We start from the raw sequence: 14,315 nt of genomic DNA on the forward strand, positions 1-14,315 counted from the left end.
CCGCGCCCGTCGCGGTCCAGTCCTGAGGAGGATCCATGGAAGCCCCGAAACATCTCTGGCACAACGGCCGCATCACGTCCTGGCAGGACGCCACCGTCCATGTCGGCGCACACGCGCTGCATTACGGCTCCTCCGTCTTCGAAGGCATTCGCGTGTACTCCACGCCGGATGGCCCGCGCTATTTCCGACTGGAAGAACACACCGAGCGCCTGTTCCATTCCGCGCGTGTATACGACCTGGTGATGCCGTACGACGCCAGGGCGATCAATCAGGCCTGTCGCGATGTCATCACCGCGAACGGGCTGCAGTCCGCTTACGTGCGTCCCATCGTGTTCCGTAGCGGATTCACCTTCAGCCTGGCGCCGTCGCTCGACACCAGGGTCGACGTGTCGATCATCGCCTTGCCCTGGGGCGCCTACCATGGCGCCGACGCGATCGAGAAGGGTGTCGACGTCTGCGTCTCCTCGTGGAACCGCGCCGCGCCCAATACCTATCCCAGCGGGGCCAAGGCCGGCGGCAACTACCTCAACAGCCAGCTGATCGCGCGCGAAGCGATCAATGGCGGCTTCGCCGAAGGCATCGCGCTGGGCACCGACGGACTGCTGAGCGAAGGCGCGGGCGAGAACCTGTTCATCGTGCGCAAGGGCGTGATCTACACGCCGCCCGCCGCCTCGTCGATCCTGTGCGGCATCACGCGGGACTCCGTGCTGACGCTGGCACGCGCGCGCGGCTTCCAGGTCATCGAACAGCCGCTGCCGCGTGAAATGCTCTACTTCGCCGACGAAGTGTTCATGACCGGCACGGCCGCCGAAGTCACCGCCGTGCGTTCGGTCGACCGCAAGCCGGTCGGCAGCGGTCGTCCGGGGCCGATCACCCGTCAGTTGCAGGACGACTTCTTCGGGCTGTTCGACGGCCGCACCGAAGACCAGTGGGGCTGGCTGTCGCCCATCGAGGAAACCGCGGACGGGAGGGTCGCGGCATGAGCGCGCGTACCCTGTTCGACAAGCTGTGGGACAGCCACCAGGTAAAAGCCGAAACGGAAAGCACGCCCGGCGTTCTCTACATCGACCTGCACCTGGTGCATGAAGTCACGTCGCCGCAGGCCTTCGACGAGTTGCGCGCACGCGGGCTGAAGGTGCGCCGCCCTGATCGCACACTCGCCACGCTGGACCATTCCACGCCGACGCTGCCCGCCGATGCGGACGGCAGGCGCCCGTATTACACGAGAGAGGCGGAAGCCCAGGTCGCGAAGCTGGAGTCCAATGTCGCCGAGTTCGGCATCGACCTGATGGGCTGGGATAGCCCGCAACGCGGCATCGTGCATGTGGCCGGACCTGAAGTGGGCGCCACGCAGCCCGGCATGACCATCGTCTGCGGCGACAGCCACACCGCCACGCACGGCGCCTTCGGCGCCCTGGCCTTCGGGATCGGCACCACGGAAGTCGGCCATGTGCTGGCCACGCAGTGCCTGCTGCAGCGGAAGCCGAAGTCCTTCGCGATCCATGTCGACGGCGCGTTGCAGCGAGGCGTCACCGCGAAAGACCTGATCCTGCACATCATCGGCCAGATCGGTATCGGTGGCGGCACGGGTTACGTGCTCGAGTACACCGGCGAAGCCATCCGCGCGCTGTCGATGGAGGAGCGCATGACGGTGTGCAACATGTCGATCGAGGCAGGCGCACGCGCAGGCCTGATCGCGCCGGACGAGACCACCTTCGACTGGCTGAAGGGCCGCGAGCGCGCGCCGCGCGGCGAAGCCTGGGACCGCGCCGTTACCGCATGGCGTGCGCTGCCCACCGACGCAGGCGCCACCTACGACCGCGAAGTCCGCATCGACGCGTCGGCGATCCAGCCGTCGGTCACTTACGGCACCCATCCCGGCATGGTCGTGCCGATCCACGGCAACGTGCCCGCCGCCGCCGACGCGCAGGAACAGCGTGCGCTCGACTACATGAAGGTCACCGCGGGCAAGCCGATCACGGGCGAGACGGTCGACGTCGTCTTCGTCGGCAGCTGCACCAACGGTCGCCTGTCCGACCTGCGCGCCGCCGCGGAAATCCTGCGCGGCCGCACCGTCGCCGCCGGCGTGCGCATGCTGGTGGTGCCGGGCTCCGAGCAGGTACGTCGCGATGCCGAGCGCGAAGGGCTGCACGAGGTGTTCCGCGCCGCTGGTGCCGAATGGCGCGAGCCGGGCTGCTCCATGTGCATCGCCATGAACGGCGACCTCGCCCAGCCGGGCCAGCTGGTCGTCGCCACCAGCAACCGCAATTTCGAAGGTCGTCAGGGCAAGGGCGCACGCACGGTACTGGCCAGCCCGCTGGTCGCCGCCGCGTCGGCGATCGCCGGCCGCGTCGCCGACCCCCGCGATTACATGAACCAGGAAGTCGCCGCATGAGCCAGACCAGCCGCCCGCTCGCCTATGTGCATTCCCGCACGGCGGTGCTGCGTAACGAAAACATCGACACCGACCGGATCATCCCGGCGCGCTTTCTGACCACCACCGAACGTACCGGCCTGGGCAAGCATTGCTTCGAAGATTGGCGCTACGCCGCCGACGGCAGTGACGACCCCGCGTTCCCGCTGAATCAGCCCGCGGCGCGCGGTTGCTCGATCCTCGTCGCCGGCCACAACTTCGGTTGCGGCTCCTCGCGCGAACATGCGCCCTGGGCGCTGCTGGACTACGGCATCCAGGCGGTGATCTCCAGCGAGATCGCGGATATCTTCCGCGGCAATTCGCTGAAGAACGGCCTGCTGGCGATCGTGGTCAGCGAGGCCGAGCACCGCTGGCTGCTCGACAATCCCGGCGTCGAACTGCGCATCGATATCGCCGAAGGCAGCATCCGCCTGCCGGACGGCGGCACCATTCGTTTCAATCTGGACGCGTTCTCGCGTCATTGCCTGCTCAACGGCGTCGACCAGATGGGTTTCCTGCTGCAGCAGGAAGCCGACATCGCGGCGTTCGAAGCACGCATGGAGGAAGCCGCATGAAGGCCTCGATCGTCGTATTGCCGGGTGACGGTATCGGCCCGGAAGTCGCCGACGCCGGCGTCGCCGTGCTGAGCGCCATCGCCGAACGTTTCGGCCACGAGTTCACGTTCGCCGAGCACGCCATCGGCGGCGATGCGATCGATCGCTTCGGCGATCCGCTGCCCCCGCGGACGCGGGAAGCCTTACTGGCTTCCGACGCGATCCTGCTCGGTGCCGTCGGTGGTCCGAAGTGGTCCGATCCGGCTGCGAAGGTCCGTCCCGAGCAGGGCCTGCTGGCCATGCGCAAGCTGCTGGGTGTGTTCGCCAACGTGCGCCCGCTGAAGCTGCATCCGCGCACCGCGGCGCTGTCACCGCTGAAAGCGGAGCGGACGAAGGGTGTCGACCTGGTCTTCATCCGCGAACTCACCGGTGGCATCTACTTCGGTGCGAAAACGCGCAGCGAGAACGATGCGACGGATGAATGCCGCTACAGCGTCGAAGAAGTGGAACGCGTGGTCCGCCATGCCTTCGAACTGGCACGTACACGCCGCGGGAAGGTGACCTCGGTCGACAAGGCCAATGTGCTCGAGACATCGCGCCTGTGGCGCTCGGTGGCAACGCGCGTCGCCACCGATTACCCCGATGTCGAGCTGGAACATCAGCTGGTCGACTCCATGGCGATGCATCTGCTGACGCGTCCCGCCGACTACGACGTCATCGTGACCGAGAACATGTTTGGCGACATCCTGACCGACGAAGCCTCGGTGCTCGCCGGCTCGCTGGGTCTGTCCCCTTCCGCGTCCATCGGCGGTCCTGGCGCGGGCGTCTACGAGCCGATCCACGGTTCCGCACCGGATATCGCCGGCCAGTCGCTGGCGAACCCGCTCGGCACGATTCTCTCCGCCGCGATGTTGCTGCGTCACTCGCTCGGTCTGGCCGACGAGGCCGCCGTGATCGAAGCCGCGGTGGATCACGTCCTGGAGCACGCCAACCTCACCCGCGACCTGGGCGGCAGCGCGAGCACGCATGACGTGACCCGCGCCGTCCTGGAAGCCTGTCACGCCAACGCGGAGGCCGCATGAACGACAAGAAGATCCCCATCCGCACGCTGCGCAGCGATGCGATCAAGACCGGTCCCGACCGCGCGCCGGCACGTGCCATGCTGCGCGCCACCGGTCTGGACGACGACGCCATCGCGCGGCCGATGGTCGCCATCGTGCACAGCTGGTCCAACGTGTCGCCGTGCAACCTCAACCTGCGTGAACTGGCGGAAGCCGCTGCCGAAGGCGTCCGTGCGGCAGGCGGCACGCCGGTCGAGTTCAACACCATCGCCGTCACCGACGGCATCGCGATGGGCACCACCGGCATGCGTTCGTCGCTGGTCAGCCGTGAGGTGATCACCGACTCGATCGAGCTGGCCGTCGACGGTCACTGTCTGGATGCCATGGTGGTGCTGTGTGGCTGCGACAAGACCATTCCCGCCGCCGCCATGGCCCTGGCCCGCCTGAACATCCCCGGTGTCGCGCTGTACGGCGGCAGCATCGATCACGGCACGCGCAACGGCTGCGCCATCACGGTACAGCAGGTGTTCGAAGCGGTGGGCGCTCATGGCGCGGGCAAGATCGACGATGCCGAACTGGAAGACGTCGAGCGTCACGCCTGCCCCGGCGCGGGTGCCTGCGGCGGGCAGTACACCGCCAACACCATGGCGATGGTGCTGACCACGCTGGGTCTGTCGCCGGTCGGTCTCAACGATATCCCGGCGACACATCCGTCGAAGCGCGACGCCGCCTTCCGCTGTGGCGAGCTGGCGATGGAGTGCCTCAAGGCCGATCGCAAGCCGCGCGACATCATGACCCGCAGCGCGTTCGACAATGCCGCGCGCATGGTGGCCGGCACGGCCGGCTCCACGAACGCGGTACTGCACCTGCTCGCCATCGCCAACGAGGCGCGCGTTCCGCTGTCGATCGAAGACTTCGAGCCGGCCTCCGCGCATACGCCGGTCATCGCCGACCTGATGCCCGGCGGCCGTTACAGCGCCGTCGAACTGACCGCCGCCGGTGGCACGACCATCGTCGCCCGCGAACTGCGCAAGGGCGGCATGCTCAATGACACGCAGACCGTCACCGGTCGCAACCTGTTCGCCGAGCTCGACACCGCACCCGCGGCCACCGAGGGCCAGGAGGTCGTTCGCTCCGTCGACAGCCCCTTCAAGCCGCGTGGTGGCTACAGCATCCTGTACGGCAATCTGTCGCCCGAGGGCTGCATCCTGAAGCTCGCCGGCCACGGCCGCAGCAGTCACGCCGGACCGGCCCGCGTCTTCGAGAGCGAAGAGGAAGCGTTCGCCGCCGTGAAGGCTGGACGTATCCGTGCCGGTGACGTGATGGTCATCCGCAACGAAGGACCCGCCGGTGGTCCGGGCATGCGCGAGATGCTGGCGGTGACGGCCGCCCTGATCGGTCGCGGGCTCGGCAACGATGTGGCGCTGATAACCGATGGTCGCTTCAGCGGCGCGACGCACGGATTCATGGTCGGGCACATCGCACCGGAGGCCGCGCGCGGCGGCCCGATCGGCCTGATCCGCGAGGGCGATGCGATCTTCATCGATGCCTCGACGCGGGAGCTCCGCACAGACGCGGACCTGGCATCGCGCCGGGCGGCATGGCGACCGGAGCCGCCGAAGGTCACCCGTGGCGTCCTTGCCAAGTACGCACGTCTGGTCGGCTCCGCCGCCGAGGGCGCCGTGACGCAAGCCTTCGACGATGCGCCCGCTACCGCCATCGCTAACCCGCCACGCCGCGAATACGCCGAAGACGACTGCACGCAGGAGCTCATCGGCAACTGATCGTTCCGACGACTCATCAACGGGAATCGCCAGCCGACCTGGCTCCCACTCAGACAACGACGCATCAAGGAGAACACCGTGACCGACAAGCAAGCCACCACCGCCCCCCTGCAGAACGCCCGTATCGCCGTCCTCGGCTACGGCAGCCAGGGCCGCGCGCATGCCCTCAACCTGAAGGACTCCGGGCTCGACGTCGTCGTCGGCCTGCGCGCCGGCGGCCCGTCCTGGAGCCGTGCCTATAACGACGGCTTCGCGGTCGCCGAGCCCGCCGACGCCGTGCGCGGCGCCGACCTGATCGCCGTGCTGACTCCGGACATGACCCAGCCTGGCATCTACAAGGACGCTATCGAAGCCAACATCAAGGCGGGTGCCACGTTGCTGTTCGCGCACGGCTTCAACATCCACTTCGGCCAGATCGAACCGCGCAAGGACATCGATGTGGTGCTGGTCGCGCCGAAAGGTCCCGGCGCACTCGTCCGTCGCGAGTACGAGATCGGTCGCGGCGTCCCGTGCCTGTACGCCGTGCACCAGGATGCGACCGGTCACGCGACCGAGCGTGCCACCGCCTATGCGGCCGGCATCGGCGGCGCTCGCGCCATGCTGATCGAGACCGACTTCAAGGAAGAAACCGAGACCGATCTGTTCGGCGAGCAGGCCGTCCTTTGCGGTGGCGCGACCGAGCTGGTGATCAAGGGTTTCGAGACCCTGACCGAAGCCGGCTACCGCCCGGAGATCGCCTATTACGAAGTGATGCATGAGCTGAAGCTGATCGTCGACCTGTTCTACGAGGGCGGCATCGCGCGCATGCTCGAGTTCATCTCGGAGACGGCCCAGTACGGCGATTACACCCGCGGTCCGCGCGTGATCGACGCCAGCACCAAGGAACGCATGAAGGCCGTGCTCAAGGACATCCAGGACGGCACCTTCGCACGTGAGTGGACGGCCGAATACAAGGCGGGCCTGCCGAACTACAAGAAGTTCAAACAGGCGGATCTGGATCACCCGATCGAGAAGGTCGGCGCCCAGTTGCGTGCCCGTATGCCGTGGCTGCAGGCGAATCAGCCGAAGGCCCCCGCCGAAGCGGCCAAAACCGCGGAATAACCGAGAAACCCTGTAGGAGAGCGCGCTGCGCGCGATGTCCCTCAGTCGCGCGCAGGGCGCGCTCCTACACGCCGCCAAAGGAATCGATATCAACGTGAACGCGCAACTGGATACCGTCGGCGATACCCGCCGCATCGCATCGAATCACCCGCTCGCCGGCCAGGCCATGACCGGTGCCGACATCGTCGTGCAAGTGCTTGCCGACGAGGGCCTCGACGTACTCTTCGGTTACTCCGGCGGCGCGATCCTTCCCGTCTACGATGCGGTGTTCCGTTACAACGCGGAGCATACGAAAGACGACGGCAACGAACCGATGCCGCTCATCGTCCCCGCCAACGAACAAGGGGCCTGCTTCATGGCCGCCGGCTATGCCCGTGCCTCCGGGCGGGTGGGTGTGGCCCTGGTCACCTCCGGCCCCGGCGCGACCAACGCCGTGACACCGGTGCGCGACTGCATGGCCGACTCCATTCCCGTCGTCGTGATCTGCGGCCAGGTGCCAACGGGCGCCATCGGCACCGATGCCTTTCAGGAGGCGCCGATCAGCACGATCATGGGCGCTTGCGCCAAGCACGTCTTTCTGGTCACGGACGCCTCCACGCTCGAAGCCACGTTGCGTACCGCGTTCCATATCGCGCGCAGCGGCCGTCCCGGCCCCGTGGTGATCGATATCCCCAAGGACGTGCAGAACGCACCCCTCATTTTCGAAGGCCGCCGCGAATTACCCGTGCGCGGCTATCGCTCGCGGCTGCGCGCCGTGGAGTCGGCGACTATCGCCGACGCCCATTGCGCGAGCTTCTTCGACGCCCTAGCCAGGGCCGAACGCCCCCTGATTTACTCGGGCGGCGGCATCATCGCGGCGGGCGCGTCGTCCATCCTCCGTGAGTTCGCACACGCCTTCGGCATTCCGGTGGTCACCACACTCATGGGCATCGGCGGCTTCGACACCACCGACCCGCTCGCGCTGCACATGCTGGGCATGCACGGCGCGGCGTATGCCAACTATGCGATGGACGACAGCGACTTCGTCTTCGCCCTCGGCGCGCGCTTCGACGACCGCGTCGTGGGCGTGCCGACTAAGTTCGCACCGAGCGCACGCGCCATCGCGCAGATCGACATCGATCCCGCCGAAATCGGCAAGGTCAAGTCGGTGGACTGGCACCACGTCGGCTCGCTCGACGTGTCGCTCCAGCGACTGCTGGATTACGGCAGGCGCATCGGATTCAAACCCGACTACGCGGCATGGCACGACCATGTCGGCGCATTGAAGACCACACACGCGATGAATTTTTGCCGGGACGGCGAGACCATCCAGCCTTGCGCGGTCATCCAGGCGATCAATCGCATCACGGACGGCCGCGCCATCATCACTACGGGCGTGGGCCAGCACCAGATGTGGGCCGCGCAGTACTTCGATTTTCGCGAGCCCAGACACTGGCTCACCTCGGGCTCGATGGGCACCATGGGCTTTGGTTTGCCCGCCGCCATCGGCGCCCAGTTCGCGCGGCGCGACCTGACCGTCATCGACATCGATGGCGACGCCAGCATCCGCATGAACATCGGCGAGATGGAGACGGTCACCACCTATGGCCTGCCGGTAAAGGTCGTCGTGCTCAACAACAGCGGCGACGGCATGGTTCGTCAGTGGCAGAAGCTGTTCTTCAAGGGCCGCTTCTCCGCGTCGGACAAGAGCCTGCACAAGAAGGATTTCGTGCGCGCCGCGCAAGCGGATGGCTTCGAATGGGCGCGGCGCCTCGACGACCCCGCCGCCATCGACGCGACGATCGCCGATTTCCTTGCCTTCGACGGCCCCGCCTTCCTGGAAGTCGTGATCGATGCCGACGCCGGCGTCTATCCGATGGTCGGCCCGGGCGCCACCTACGCCGAGATGATCACCGGCGACTGGATCGCCAGCCGCAACCCGCCGATCGCCTCCACCGCCGAACCTACAGGGATGTTCTGACCATGCGCCACTTGATCTCCATGCTGTTGCAGAACGAAGCCGGCGCCCTGGCGCGTGTGGCGGGCCTGTTCGCATCGCGTGGCTACAACATCGAATCGCTGACGGTAGCGGCCACGCACGATGCGGACGCCTCCCGACTCACGCTGGTGATCTTCGGCGACGACGACGTGGTCGAGCAGATCATCAAGCAGTCGGCCAAACTGATCGACGTGATCGAGATCGCCGAACTCACGCGCCGCGAACACGTGGAACGCGAGCTGCTGGTGGCGCGCATCGAGGCCAGCCATGCCGCGGTCGATCTCTGCCTCGCGCAGTTCGGCGGGCGCATGCTGCAACGCGCGGCGGGTCAGTCGGTTGTCGAGTACACGGGGCGCGCCGACGAAGTGGATGCGTTTCTTGTCGCACTGCGTGTCGCGGGCGAGATCGTCGATCATGCGCGGAGCGGGATCGCCGCGATCGAAAGACCGCTGGCGATCGCCTGACGTTGGGGCGGGATGGTCTACCAGACCTTGTAGATCTTCCCCGTCTCCCGCCCCTCGACCGACCGCGAAAACGCCAGCGCCGCCCGCGCCGCGCCGACCGGCTCGAAGCCCCGAAAATACGGCCCATACGATGCCATGGCCTCCGACAGGACACTGGGGCTGACGACGTTGATGCGGATACCGCGCGGCAGCTCGATGGCGGCGCCACGCACATAACCCTCGACCGCGCCGTTGACCATGCTTGCGCACGCGCCGGCCAGGATCGGCTGCTCGGTGAGAATGCCGGTAATCAGCGTGAATGAGCCGCCGTCGTGAAGGGAGTCGACGCCGAGCTGGACGAGGCGGACCTGCCCCAGCAGTTTGTCCTGCAGGCCCTCGACGTATTTTGCCTCGGTCAACTCGGCCAGGGGCGCGAACGGTACCTTGCCCGCCGCGCAAACCACGGCGTCGAGCTTGCCCAGTTCACGGTACATGGCCTCGATGCTTTCGCTGTCACGAAGATCCACGCGGAGATCGCCACCCGAGCGCCCCGCCGTGACGATCTCGTGGCGCTCGCCGAGTTCGGCCGCCACGGCGCGGCCCAGCGTGCCACTGGCACCGACGATGAGAACCTTCATTGCACTGCTCCTTGGAGATTGCCAGCGGGAGAGGGTACTCTCGGCCGCATGAATCGTCGCGCCGCCCTTTCGCTGCCGCCACCCATGGCCGATACGTCGGCACTCGGTCGTGAGCAGGATCTGCTGGGTCTGTCCGACGAACCGTCGATTCATTACCTCGAGCACGGCTCGCGCAGCCGGCTGATCCGCTGGCATTACCACCCCGCGTACGAGCTGCACCTGATCGTAGCGACCGAGGGCACGGCTTATGTCGGCGACTACGAAGGCCGCTTCGCGCCTTATACCTTGATGCTCACCGGGCCCAACGTTCCGCACAACTGGGTCACCGATGCAGGATGCGAGCCCTCGCCGCTGCGTGACAGGGTGATCCTTTTCTCAGAAGCCTTCGTCCGTCGGTGTACTGAATTTTTCCCATCCGCCCGCCACGTGAAGTCCCTGTTGCTCGAGGAAGCCCGCTACGGTATCCAGTTTTCTTCGGAGCTGGGCAGGCAGCTCGAACCGCTGTTCCGCCGCGTCTCCGATCATCCGGGACTTCGCCGGGTAGCCAGCTTCTTCGAGATGGTGGAGGCCCTGGCCGAAGATACCGCGCGCCGGCCACTCAGCAGCCGGCCCTTTCAGGCCTCGGCCGACCCCAGCCAGTCGATGAAGCTCCACCGCGCCGTGGCCTTCATCGACCGGCATTACACCGGGGACGTATCGCTCAGGGCGGTGGCGGACCGCCTTGGCATGTCGGAATCGGCGTTCTCGCGCTTTTTCCATCAGCACACGGGCTACCGCTTCATCGACTACGTCAACCAGACGCGCGTGCAGCACGCCTGCGAGAAGCTGGTCAGCTCACCGGCCTCGATTACCGACATCTGCTACGAGGTCGGTTTCAGCAATCTCTCCAACTTCAATCGTCGGTTCCTGAGCCTCACCGGGATGACCCCGCGCGAATATCGGATGCGTCATCGGCTGCCCGTCGCCGACCTTTGATGTCGCGACGCGTCACGCGTCCGTTACTGCCGAATCCTCATCCTCGCGTTTTTACGTACTTTATTGTCGTGCAACGGGAATGCTGCATCGCAGCATAAAGCTCGTTGTATCGCCGTTTTCCCGCGTCCCTGCGAGGGCCTTTCCGCAAAAAAGTATGTATTTTCACCGGAAAACCACGTTGCGCGTATTGGTGAGCCGTCCGCGATAAAACCTATAAACGCACATCCATTTCGACGCGACGGCAGATACGTCACCGCGCGAAAGCCCGCCGCCCAGGGAGGCACGATGAGCGATTACCGGAACCGGCTCGGCGCCCTAGCCGCCTCCGCGCTGTTCGCAGCGCTGGGGATTTCCGCCGCCCACGCCGACACGACACTGACGATCGGTACCGTGAACAACGCGGACATGGTGCGCATGCAGGCACTGTCCCCCGAGTACGAGCGCACGCATCCCGGCGTGCATCTGAACTGGGTGGTGCTCGAAGAAAACACGCTGCGTCAGCGTCTGACCACGGACATCGCCACCCATGGCGGGCAGTTCGATGTCATCACCATCGGTGCGTACGAGGCGCCGCTATGGGGCAAGCAGCAGTGGCTGAAACCGCTTGATAACCTGCCGGCCGACTACGACGTCAACGACGTCATGAAGAACGTGCGCGAGCAGCTGACGGTGGATAACCACCTGTATGCCGTGCCTTTCTACGCCGAAGCCAGCGTTACGTACTTCCGCACGGATCTGTTCGCCAGGGCCAACCTGACCATGCCGGCCGAGCCGACCTGGGATCAGATCAAAGGCTTTGCGCAGAAGCTGCATGACCCGGCCAACGGCGTGTACGGCATCTGCCTGCGCGGCAAGGCCGGCTGGGGCGAGAACATGGCCCTGCTCGGCACCATCGTCAACAGTTACGGCGGACGCTGGTTCGACGAGCAGTGGCATCCGCAGATCGATACGCCCGAGTGGCACAAGGCGGTCAATTTCTACGTCGATCTGCTCAAGAACTACGGGCCACCCGGCCCGTCGGATAACGGGTTCAACGAAAACCTCGCCCTGTTCGCCGCGGGCAAATGCGCCATGTGGGTCGACGCAAGCGTTGGCGGCGGCACGGTCACCGATCCGAAGGAAAGCAAGGTGGTCGGCAACGTCGGCTTTACGCGCTCGCCGCATCAGATCACCGATCGCGGTTCGTCGTGGCTGTGGGTCTGGTCGCTGGCGATCCCGGCCAGCACGCGCCAGCCCGATGCGGCGCGTGACTTCATCCTCTGGGCGACGTCCAAACCGTATCTGAAGCTGGTCGCGGACAAGTACGGCGCGCAGGCGACGCCACCGGGTACCCGTGAGTCGACATATGCGAACGCGGGCTACATCGAGGCGGCGCCCTTCGCAAAGGTCACCTACGACTCGCTGAAAGCCGTCGATCCCTCGCACCCCACGCTCAAGCCCGTGCCGTACAAGGGTATTCAGATCGTTTCCATTCCCGAGTTCCAGGCGGTGGCGACGCTGGTCGGCCGCCAGATCGCCGGTGCGCTGGCTGGCCGCGGCAACATCGATGAATTGCTGCACACGGCCCAGGGCGCGGTCAGCCGCACCATGAAACGTGCCGGCTACTACGACAACAAGCCGGTCATCCAGAAGGAGTCGCCGTAATGAGCGCGCGCATCCGTAAACGTCCAGAACGGCTGCTCGCCCAGCCCGCGATCATCATGCTGCTGGTATGGATGATCGTGCCCCTGGCGATGACGCTGTATTTCTCGACCCAGTATTACAACCTGCTTTACCCGGGTAAGTCGGCCTTCGTCGGGCTGGAAAACTTCGCTTACTTCTTCACCTACCCGAGCTTCTGGACCTCGATCCTCAACACGATCCTGCTCGTGGGCAGTGTGCTGGTGATCACCGTGGTCGGCGGTGTGCTGATATCGGTTTTGGTGGACGAGACGTTTCCGGGCCAAGGCATCGTCCGCATGCTGCTGATCTCGCCGTTCTTCATCATGCCCACCGTGGCGGCGCTGGTCTGGAAAAACCTGCTGATGAATCCCGTATCGGGCTTTCTCGCGTGGGTCTGGAAGGCCTTCGGGGCCACACCCGTGAACTGGTTCGCCGACTGGCCGCTACTGTCCGTGATCACCGTGGTGTCGTGGGAATGGCTTCCGTTCGCCATCCTGATCTTCGTCACCGCGCTGCAGTCGCTGGATCGCGAGCAGATGGAAGCCGCACGCATGGACGGTGCGCGGGGCTTCGCGATCTTCCGTTATCTGACCCTGCCTCACCTGGCGCGCCCCATCGCCGTGGTGGTGATGGTCGAGGCGATCTTCCTGCTCAACATCTTCGCCGAGATCTTCGTCACCACCAACGGCGGACCGGGCGATGCGACGACCAACATTCCGTACCTGGTGTACACGCAGGCGCTGCTCGAATTCGACGTGGGTGCCGCGTCGGCCGGCGGTCTGGTCGCCGTGGTACTGGCCAACATCATGGCGGTGTTCCTCATCCGCCTGATCGGCAAGTCGTTGACCGAGAAGGCGTGAGGAGACAGCCATGGCCAAGAAGACCCGCAACCCCCTCGCCCGCACGCTACGCATCGTCGCTTCATGGATCGTCGCGTTCGTCATGTTCTTTCCGATCCTCTGGATGGTGCTGACCAGCTTCAAGTCCGAGCTGGATGCCTTCAGCATGCCGCCGCACTTCCTGTTCGCGCCGACCCTGGAGAACTACGAGCAGATCCTGGCCCGTGCGAATTACCTGCACTACGCGTGGAATTCCATCGTGACGGCGGGCGGCGCCACCATCCTCGGCATGATCGTGGCGGTGCCGGCGGCGTACGCCTTCGCGTACCACCCGACGATGAAGACCAAGAGCGTGCTGCTGTGGATGCTCTCGACCAAGATGCTGCCGAGCGTGGGCGTGCTCGTGCCGATCTACCTGATCTGCCGCGATCTGAACATGCTCGATTCGAAGACCGCGCTGGTGATCATCTTCGCGCTGATCAACCTGCCGATCATGGTCTGGATGATCTACACGTACTTCCGCGACATTCCGTACGACATCCTCGAAGCGGCCCGCATGGATGGCGCCAGCACCACGCAGACGATGTTCCGGGTACTGATCCCGGTGAGCCGCGGCGGCCTCGCCTCGACCGCGCTGCTCTGCCTGATCCTCTCGTGGAACGAAGCGTTCTGGTCGCTCAACCTCACCACCGCCAGCGCCGCGCCACTGACCGCGCTGGTGGCCTCGTTCTCCAGTCCCGAGGGGCTGTTCTGGGCGAAGTTGTCCGCCGTGTCGACCCTGGCCTGCGCACCCATCCTGGTGCTCGGCTGGCTGTCGCAGCGACAGCTCGTCCGCGGTCTCACCTTCGGCGCAGTCAAATAAGGAGC

The 14,315-nt window shown here is 65.7% G+C and carries 13 protein-coding genes; 12 read left to right on the top strand and 1 reads right to left on the bottom strand.

The window, feature by feature from the left end; genetic code table 11:
• The first annotated feature begins 35 nt into the window (after window positions 1-35).
• The 8 genes from J2X57_RS18945 to ilvN all read left to right on the top strand — a co-directional run bounded on the left by J2X57_RS18945 (window position 36) and on the right by ilvN (window position 9,355).
• Complete coding sequence (locus tag J2X57_RS18945) at window positions 36-983, top strand: branched-chain amino acid transaminase (RefSeq protein WP_036116573.1); 948 nt, start codon at window positions 36-38, stop codon at window positions 981-983.
• A complete protein-coding gene (leuC, locus tag J2X57_RS18950) occupies window positions 980-2,395 on the top strand; it encodes a 3-isopropylmalate dehydratase large subunit (protein ID WP_036116575.1) in 1,416 nt (471 codons plus the stop codon). The genes J2X57_RS18945 and leuC overlap by 4 nt, the downstream gene beginning before the upstream one ends.
• Window positions 2,392-2,988 (top strand): 3-isopropylmalate dehydratase small subunit, encoded by a 597-nt coding sequence (gene leuD / locus J2X57_RS18955; RefSeq protein WP_036116577.1) that lies wholly within the window; start codon window positions 2,392-2,394, stop codon window positions 2,986-2,988. The genes leuC and leuD overlap by 4 nt, the downstream gene beginning before the upstream one ends.
• A complete protein-coding gene (leuB, locus tag J2X57_RS18960; RefSeq protein ID WP_043691725.1) occupies window positions 2,985-4,049 on the top strand; it encodes a 3-isopropylmalate dehydrogenase in 1,065 nt (354 codons plus the stop codon). The genes leuD and leuB overlap by 4 nt, the downstream gene beginning before the upstream one ends.
• Window positions 4,050-4,075: 26 nt before the next feature.
• Window positions 4,076-5,812 (top strand): dihydroxy-acid dehydratase, encoded by a 1,737-nt coding sequence (gene ilvD, locus J2X57_RS18965; protein WP_309869449.1) that lies wholly within the window; start codon window positions 4,076-4,078, stop codon window positions 5,810-5,812.
• A gap of 78 nt (window positions 5,813-5,890) precedes the next feature.
• Window positions 5,891-6,913: a ketol-acid reductoisomerase gene (ilvC, locus tag J2X57_RS18970; RefSeq protein ID WP_079522792.1), complete on the top strand. Its 1,023-nt coding sequence runs from the start codon at window positions 5,891-5,893 to the stop codon at window positions 6,911-6,913.
• Between the two features lie 166 nt (window positions 6,914-7,079).
• A complete protein-coding gene (ilvB, locus tag J2X57_RS18975; protein WP_081907675.1) occupies window positions 7,080-8,873 on the top strand; it encodes a biosynthetic-type acetolactate synthase large subunit in 1,794 nt (597 codons plus the stop codon).
• 2 nt (window positions 8,874-8,875) lie between these two features.
• Window positions 8,876-9,355: an acetolactate synthase small subunit gene (ilvN, locus tag J2X57_RS18980; protein ID WP_036116582.1), complete on the top strand. Its 480-nt coding sequence runs from the start codon at window positions 8,876-8,878 to the stop codon at window positions 9,353-9,355.
• Window positions 9,356-9,372: 17 nt separating this feature from the next.
• On the opposite strand, the gene J2X57_RS18985 is transcribed toward ilvN, so the two are convergent.
• Window positions 9,373-9,972: a short chain dehydrogenase gene (locus J2X57_RS18985; RefSeq protein ID WP_036116583.1), complete on the bottom strand. Its 600-nt coding sequence runs from the start codon at window positions 9,970-9,972 to the stop codon at window positions 9,373-9,375.
• A gap of 48 nt (window positions 9,973-10,020) precedes the next feature.
• Here J2X57_RS18985 and J2X57_RS18990 point away from each other — a divergent pair, with 48 nt between their 5' ends.
• The 4 genes from J2X57_RS18990 (at window position 10,021) to J2X57_RS19005 (ending at window position 14,310) form a co-directional block, all read left to right on the top strand.
• Window positions 10,021-10,947 carry an AraC family transcriptional regulator gene (locus J2X57_RS18990; protein WP_081907616.1) on the top strand — a complete coding sequence of 309 codons (927 nt, stop codon included), beginning with the start codon at window positions 10,021-10,023 and terminating at the stop codon, window positions 10,945-10,947.
• Window positions 10,948-11,232: 285 nt separating this feature from the next.
• Window positions 11,233-12,591, top strand: coding sequence for a sugar ABC transporter substrate-binding protein (locus tag J2X57_RS18995; RefSeq protein WP_051944087.1), 1,359 nt, complete (start codon window positions 11,233-11,235; stop codon window positions 12,589-12,591).
• A complete protein-coding gene (locus J2X57_RS19000) occupies window positions 12,591-13,469 on the top strand; it encodes a sugar ABC transporter permease (protein ID WP_036116586.1) in 879 nt (292 codons plus the stop codon). Before J2X57_RS18995 ends, J2X57_RS19000 begins: the two co-directional genes overlap by 1 nt.
• Before the next feature lie 10 nt (window positions 13,470-13,479).
• Window positions 13,480-14,310, top strand: coding sequence for a carbohydrate ABC transporter permease (locus J2X57_RS19005; RefSeq protein ID WP_036116587.1), 831 nt, complete (start codon window positions 13,480-13,482; stop codon window positions 14,308-14,310).
• Window positions 14,311-14,315 lie beyond the last annotated feature (5 nt).

Origin of the sequence: Luteibacter sp. 1214 (genome assembly GCF_031455395.1) — a bacterium.
Lineage (GTDB): Bacteria > Pseudomonadota > Gammaproteobacteria > Xanthomonadales > Rhodanobacteraceae > Luteibacter > Luteibacter mycovicinus.

What these genes read in the sequence shown, in the direction of transcription:
- ilvB (WP_081907675.1), top strand. Translation starts at nt 7,080, where the DNA reads ATGACCGGTGCCGACATCGTCGTGCAAGTGCTTGCCGACGAGGGCCTC.
- leuC (WP_036116575.1), top strand. Translation starts at nt 980, where the DNA reads ATGAGCGCGCGTACCCTGTTCGACAAGCTGTGGGACAGCCACCAGGTA.
- J2X57_RS18995 (WP_051944087.1), top strand. Translation starts at nt 11,233, where the DNA reads ATGAGCGATTACCGGAACCGGCTCGGCGCCCTAGCCGCCTCCGCGCTG.
- leuD (WP_036116577.1), top strand. Translation starts at nt 2,392, where the DNA reads ATGAGCCAGACCAGCCGCCCGCTCGCCTATGTGCATTCCCGCACGGCG.
- J2X57_RS18945 (WP_036116573.1), top strand. Translation starts at nt 36, where the DNA reads ATGGAAGCCCCGAAACATCTCTGGCACAACGGCCGCATCACGTCCTGG.
- ilvN (WP_036116582.1), top strand. Translation starts at nt 8,876, where the DNA reads ATGCGCCACTTGATCTCCATGCTGTTGCAGAACGAAGCCGGCGCCCTG.
- J2X57_RS18990 (WP_081907616.1), top strand. Translation starts at nt 10,021, where the DNA reads ATGAATCGTCGCGCCGCCCTTTCGCTGCCGCCACCCATGGCCGATACG.
- J2X57_RS19005 (WP_036116587.1), top strand. Translation starts at nt 13,480, where the DNA reads ATGGCCAAGAAGACCCGCAACCCCCTCGCCCGCACGCTACGCATCGTC.
- J2X57_RS18985 (WP_036116583.1), bottom strand. Translation starts at nt 9,972, where the DNA reads ATGAAGGTTCTCATCGTCGGTGCCAGTGGCACGCTGGGCCGCGCCGTG.
- leuB (WP_043691725.1), top strand. Translation starts at nt 2,985, where the DNA reads ATGAAGGCCTCGATCGTCGTATTGCCGGGTGACGGTATCGGCCCGGAA.
- J2X57_RS19000 (WP_036116586.1), top strand. Translation starts at nt 12,591, where the DNA reads ATGAGCGCGCGCATCCGTAAACGTCCAGAACGGCTGCTCGCCCAGCCC.